This is a genomic window from Granulicatella sp. HMSC31F03 (assembly GCF_001807725.1).
Lineage (GTDB): Bacteria > Bacillota > Bacilli > Lactobacillales > Aerococcaceae > Granulicatella > Granulicatella adiacens.
Genome location: NZ_KV790851.1, coordinates 156,077 through 162,076, shown reverse-complemented (window position 1 = coordinate 162,076; position 6,000 = coordinate 156,077). Strand labels below are relative to the sequence as shown.

At 36.7% G+C, this 6,000-nt stretch carries 5 protein-coding genes; 4 read left to right on the top strand and 1 reads right to left on the bottom strand.

The window, feature by feature from the left end; all coding sequences use genetic code 11:
* Positions 1-463 precede the first annotated feature (463 nt).
* Both HMPREF3106_RS04610 and HMPREF3106_RS04605 read left to right on the top strand, forming a co-directional pair.
* On the top strand, positions 464-1,843 hold the full coding sequence (locus HMPREF3106_RS04610; protein ID WP_070444670.1) for an MATE family efflux transporter: 1,380 nt from the start codon (positions 464-466) through the stop codon (positions 1,841-1,843).
* A 30-nt stretch (positions 1,844-1,873) separates the two neighbouring features.
* Positions 1,874-3,256, top strand: a complete 1,383-nt coding sequence (locus HMPREF3106_RS04605; RefSeq protein ID WP_070444668.1) for a deoxyguanosinetriphosphate triphosphohydrolase — start codon at positions 1,874-1,876, stop codon at positions 3,254-3,256.
* A 133-nt stretch (positions 3,257-3,389) separates the two neighbouring features.
* Here HMPREF3106_RS04605 and HMPREF3106_RS04600 read toward each other — a convergent pair whose 3' ends face one another.
* Positions 3,390-3,689, bottom strand: a complete 300-nt coding sequence (locus HMPREF3106_RS04600) for a DUF1827 family protein (protein WP_070444666.1) — start codon at positions 3,687-3,689, stop codon at positions 3,390-3,392.
* 283 nt (positions 3,690-3,972) lie between these two features.
* Here HMPREF3106_RS04600 and HMPREF3106_RS04595 point away from each other — a divergent pair, with 283 nt between their 5' ends.
* Together HMPREF3106_RS04595 and ptsP are read left to right on the top strand one after the other, a co-directional pair.
* Entirely contained in the window at positions 3,973-4,239 is a 267-nt protein-coding gene (locus tag HMPREF3106_RS04595; protein WP_039849104.1) for a phosphocarrier protein HPr, read from the top strand.
* 1 nt (position 4,240) lies between these two features.
* Positions 4,241-5,968 carry a phosphoenolpyruvate--protein phosphotransferase gene (ptsP, locus tag HMPREF3106_RS04590; RefSeq protein WP_049555018.1) on the top strand — a complete coding sequence of 576 codons (1,728 nt, stop codon included), beginning with the start codon at positions 4,241-4,243 and terminating at the stop codon, positions 5,966-5,968.
* The last annotated feature ends 32 nt before the right edge of the window (positions 5,969-6,000 follow it).

Genomic DNA, 6,000 nt, shown 5'->3' with positions numbered 1-6,000 from the left:
ACGAGTTTTAAAATTTAATTCGTATATTTTATAAGGTGAACTATGCTTCTTAGACCGCCATAAATCAAAATGCGGTAAAAAAGACGAGTCTTGTGAGAAATTAGTTATCGCTAAAATTGGAGCGTCCGCGACCGGTTTTATAGACTACGCATGATTCTTCAGAACGAGTTTTAAAATTTAATTCGTATATTTTATAAAGTGAGCGATGCTTCTTAAATCGCCATAAATCAAAATGCGGATAAAAAAGACGAGTCTTACGAAAATTTAGTTATCGCTAAAATTGGAGCGTCCGTTGCTGCTTTTTTATGGAGCGCTCGCTGGGGTTTCTGAAACCGAAATAGTGGGATGGGATGTTTGACAAATTTAGGTTGCAAAGTTAAGATAAATGTATTGGTAGATCTCTCCGCGGATGGAGGGACTTTTTTTTATGCATATATACAATTGATTGAGAAGGAGAGTTTTGATGGTAGTTGAAGAAAAACAAAATCCGTTAGGGTATGAGAAAATTAGTACACTGGTTCGAAAAATGGCGATTCCGGCGATTGTCGCGAATGTGGTGAACGCTCTTTATAATATTGTTGACCAAATTTTTATCGGGCAAGGGGTAGGATATTTAGGGAATGCGGCTACGAATATTGCCTTTCCAATTACGACTATCTGTATGGCGATTGGATTAATGGTAGGAATTGGTGCTGCCTCGAACTTTAACTTGGCACTTGGGCGAAAAGAAGATAAACATGCGCGTGAAGTGGCAGGAACTGCAGTTGTGTTACTTTTAACAGCTGGATTAATGATTATGAGCATTGTACTCTTGTTCTTGCAACCTTTACTGAATTTAATTGGTGCAACCGATCAAATTTTAGGGTATGCCAGTGAATATGCTGGTATTACGGCGCTGGGGATTCCATTCTTTATGTTTTCAATTGGGTTTAATCCACTCGTTCGTGCAGATGGTAGAGCAACATATTCTATGATGGCGATTATTATAGGAGCGTTGCTGAATACAGTGTTAGATCCGTTATTTATCTTTGGATTTAATATGGGGATTGCTGGAGCTGCTTGGGCAACGGTAATCAGTCAAATCGTTTCTGCCCTTGTATTAGTAGCGTACATTCCACGGTTTAGATCGGTTCATTTTGAGAAGGGCGATTTTAAATTATCATTTGAAGATGTAAAAGTCATTGCATCTCTTGGGTTAACCTCGTTCATCTTCCAAATTTCCGCGACCATTGTCCAAATCACATCGAACAACTTACTTCGTTCATACGGGGCACAATCAGTTTACGGTAGTGATATTCCGATTGCGGTTGGTGGTGTTGTAAGCAAAATCTTCGTTATTTTCATTGCAGTTGTGATTGGGTTAAATCAAGGAGCACAGCCGATTTTAGGATTTAACTATGGTGCAAAAAAATATTCACGTGTCCATGAAACGATGAACTTGCTATTAAAAGTCACTTTAATTTTATCGACAATACTATGGATATTATTCGAAGTTTTCCCACTCCAACTCATTCAAATGTTTGGAAGCGGGGACGCTCTCTATTATGAATTTGGCGTTCGATATGCGCGTGCTTACTTATTCTTTACTTTCATTAATGGGATAACCATTATTGTGACAACATTTTTCCCTGCAATCGGAAAAGCGAAATTAGGGGCAATTTTATCTCTTACACGTCAATTATTTGTTCTACTTCCATTGATGCTTCTTCTTTCAACTTTGTTTGGTGTTGATGGACTGATTTTCTCAGGACCTGTATCGGATTTCATTTCATTCATAATTTGTATCTCAGTTTATCTTAATCAAATGCGCAAAATTCCAAAGGCTGACGAACTTTTGGTATAATGGTAAGAGGTAACGGAAGGGGTATGATTTATGGAATGGTCTAAATTACTATCAACAAAACGTATTTCTGGGAAAAAAGCGACTCACCGCAATGAGTTTGATGATGATTACAAACGGATTGTAACGAGTCCGGCTTTTAGACGTTTGCAAGATAAAACGCAGGTATTTCCTTTAGAAAGACTTGATTTTATCCATACGAGACTGACGCACTCATTAGAAGTTGCTATGGTGGCGAGGTCCTTGGCTAAAGAAATTGTGATTCTATTACAGGAAGAAGTTAAGAAGCAGCCAGATGCGAGTCGTCAAGAAATGATTGATAGACAAGAAGATGTCTTGAAAATTGTTGAATGTGCGAGTTTAGTTCATGATTTAGGAAACCCTCCGTACGGACATTTTGGAGAAGATATTATCCGTCAATGGTTTAAGAAAAATCTTCCTAATATCTTGAGAGAACGAAGTGATGTTGCGGATGAGTTTTTATCAAGCCCATATGTAAATGATTTTTATCGTTTTGAAGGGAATGCTCAATCCTTACGCATTGTTTCGAAACTTCATGATTTTAAAGGAAAATTTGAAGGTTTGGATTTAACAGTGGCTACTTTAAATACGATTTTAAAATATACTTACCCCTCTTCTTATAAAAAAACAAAGGAAATAACTTCTAAGAAAGTTGGGTATTTCTATTCAGAAGAAGATGCGTTTAAAACAGTGACGGAAATTACGGGAACAGGCACTAATCGACATCCACTGACCTTTATTTTAGAAGCAGCAGATGACATTGCATATTTGGTTGCAGATATGGAAGATGCGATTGGAAAAGGTGTGATATCTTTTAGAGATGTGCGAGAATTTCTACTAGCTAATTTGAGTAATGATGCATATAACGCACCACATTCCGTTCATACTCGTGAAATATTAACGACTATCGATGAAGAAGTTTTCAGTGTGAATCGTTTCTTTGTAGATTTACGTGATAAATTAATCGACGGTGCGCGTCATACCTTTGTAAATCATTATGATGAAATTATGGCTGGGACGTTTAACCAAGACTTGTTCCAAAATTCTTGGGCTGAAGATTTATATTTCATCCTTCGAAAACTTTCTGAAGAACAAATTTATGATCATAAAGGGATTTTGAGACTAGAAATTGCAGGATACACAACGCTCACTTATTTATTAGACAGTTTTGTCCCTTCGCTAGTGTCGTATGATACAAATCGACAATTAGACTATGTAGAGTTGAAGAAGATTGGCATTATTTCTGAAAGCCAAAAACGTTCTTATCATTACTTTGCAGAAAGAAAGAGCGAAGTTGAAAAATTATACTTACGCCTTTTATTAGCGACGGACTTCATTTCAGGAATGACAGATAGTTATTCGCACCGTCTCTATTTAGATATGGTTGGAATTTAATGTAAAAGTAGACAATTACCAAATATGGTAATTGTCTACTTTTTTTAAATGGCCATATATGGTCTTTTTTTACTTCAAAAATAAAAAGATCGCCAACGAAATTCTTTTCGTCGGCGGTTTCAATTTGTCTATTTTAGTTGAATACCGGTCGTTTTTTCTCCACAGGGATACTAATTTCAACAAAGTTATCTGCATGGATAATATCAAGGCCATCAGGTTCCATATGGAACAAACGATGAACGACAAATTCAATTTCAACATCTTTAATGCGTCTTTTTTTATTTAAGATGACAATATCACGGTGAGTGGCAGCGTCAGCATAGAAAACAGTTGTTTGGCCAAGAGAGTATACTTTGATATAGAAAGCATCGGTGTTAGCTAACTGTTCATTGACAAGTTGAGAGTGAGAATTAGTAATATCGATAAGTTTCATTTTAGACACAGCCTCCTTTATTTATGTCGAATATTAATATTATTATACAGTGTTTTTAGTATTATTTCATCTCTCTTTTTTTGAAAATTTAATTTTTTTGAAAAAGGATGAATAGCTTGCTCTCAGTAAGATGAAAGTGCTTTTAAAAAATATATTGAAATAGTTGTTAAAATCGAAAAAAAATGGTAACCTTATTAAATGAAAGGGTTGTATTTTTGAGGACTACATGCTCTCGAATGTACATTTCTTAAAACAAAATTTACTTTCAAAGGAGACTTTCAATATGGAAAAGAAAGAATATCATGTAATCGCAGAAACAGGAATCCACGCTCGCCCAGCAACTTTATTAGTTCAAACAGCAAGCAAATATAGTTCAGATATCCAATTAGAATACAAAGGAAAATCTGTTAACTTAAAATCAATAATGGGCGTTATGTCATTAGGTGTTGGCCAAGGTGCTGACGTAGTGATTACTGCTGAAGGTGCTGACGAAGCAGAAGCATTAGCAGGAATTGACGAAACAATGAAAAAAGAAGGATTAGCTGAATAATATGAAACCAACATTACAAGGGATTGCTGCTAGTGATGGTATCGCAATTGCCAAAGTATATACTTTGACTGAACCTGATTTAACAGTGACAAAAGTGACTGTAGAAGATTCAGAAAAAGAAGTTTCACGCTTGGATGATGCATTAGCAGCGTCAATCAAAGATGTCGAATTAATCAAGGAAACAGCTTTAAAAAACTTAGGTGAAGAAGAAGCACAAGTATTCGATGCTCACTTAATGGTTTTAAGCGATCCAGAATTAATTGGACAAGTAAAAGATAGCATTACATCTAACAAAGTGAATGCGGAATCTGCATTAAAAGAAGTAACAGATATGTTTATTTCTATTTTTGCAGGAATGGAAGATAACCCTTATATGCAAGAACGTGCTGCGGACATTCGTGACGTATCTAAACGTGTCTTAGCTCACCTTTTAGGCGTTAAAATTCCTAGCCCAGCAACTATCAAAGATGAAGTGATTATCGTAGCTGCCGATTTAACACCGAGCGATACAGCTCAATTAAATCGCCAATACGTAAAAGCTTTCGTTACTGATATTGGTGGACGTACTTCTCACTCAGCGATTATGGCGCGTTCTTTAGAAATTCCAGCAATCGTTGGTACTAAAGAAGTGACTTCAATTGCTAAAGACGGAGATATCATTATCGTGGATGGTTTATCAGGGGATGTATTCCTTAACCCATCTGAAGAAGTGGTTGCTGAATACCGTGCTAAAGCTGAAGCATTTGCGGCTCAACAAGCTGAATGGGAAAAATTAAAAGATTCAAAAACTTACACTAAAGATGGCCATCAAGTTGAATTGGCTGCAAACATTGGTACACCAAAAGACTTAGAAGGTGTTGTAAACAATGGTGCAGAAGGTGTTGGTTTATACCGTACAGAATTCTTATACATGGATTCTCACGAAATGCCAACAGAAGAAGATCAATTTGAAGCTTACAAAGCCGTTTTAGAAGGCATGAATGGAAAACCTGTTGTCGTTCGTACAATGGATATCGGTGGGGATAAAGAGTTACCATACTTACCATTACCACACGAAATGAACCCATTCTTAGGATATCGTGCTATTCGTATTTCATTAAACGAACCTGAAATGTTCCGTACACAATTACGTGCATTATTACGTGCATCTGTATACGGTAAATTACGTATCATGTTCCCAATGATTGCGACATTAAATGATTTCCGTGGCGCTAAAGCATTATTAGAAGAAGAAAAAGCTAAATTAATCGCAGAAGGTGTTGCAGTCAGCGACGATATCCAAGTAGGTATCATGATTGAAATTCCTGCAGCAGCAGTTTTAGCTCACCAATTCGCGAAAGAAGTGGACTTCTTCAGTATCGGAACAAACGACTTAATCCAATACACAATGGCTGCTGACCGTATGAACGAACGCGTTTCATACTTATACCAACCATACAACCCATCAATCTTAACGTTAATCAAACACGTAATTGATTCAGCACACAAAGAAGGCAAATGGGCTGGAATGTGTGGGGAAATGGCTGGGGATCAAACAGCTGTGCCTCTATTAGTAGGTCTTGGATTAGATGAGTTCTCAATGTCTGCATCAAGTGTTCTAAAAACACGTAGCTTAATTTCTAAATTAACATTAAGCGATATGCAAGCATTAGCAGCTAAAGCGATTAACGAATGTGCAACTGTAGAAGAAGTTGAAGCATTGGTAGCAGAAGCTGTATCTAAAATCTAATAAATAGATAGCCTGAACACCTAAGGGGAACC

Excerpts from the sequence above, each read along its gene's own strand:
- HMPREF3106_RS04595 (WP_039849104.1), top strand. The coding sequence starts at position 3,973 with ATGGAAAAGAAAGAATATCATGTAATCGCAGAAACAGGAATCCACGCT.
- HMPREF3106_RS04605 (WP_070444668.1), top strand. The coding sequence starts at position 1,874 with ATGGAATGGTCTAAATTACTATCAACAAAACGTATTTCTGGGAAAAAA.
- HMPREF3106_RS04610 (WP_070444670.1), top strand. The coding sequence starts at position 464 with ATGGTAGTTGAAGAAAAACAAAATCCGTTAGGGTATGAGAAAATTAGT.
- HMPREF3106_RS04600 (WP_070444666.1), bottom strand. The coding sequence starts at position 3,689 with ATGAAACTTATCGATATTACTAATTCTCACTCTCAACTTGTCAATGAA.
- ptsP (WP_049555018.1), top strand. The coding sequence starts at position 4,241 with ATGAAACCAACATTACAAGGGATTGCTGCTAGTGATGGTATCGCAATT.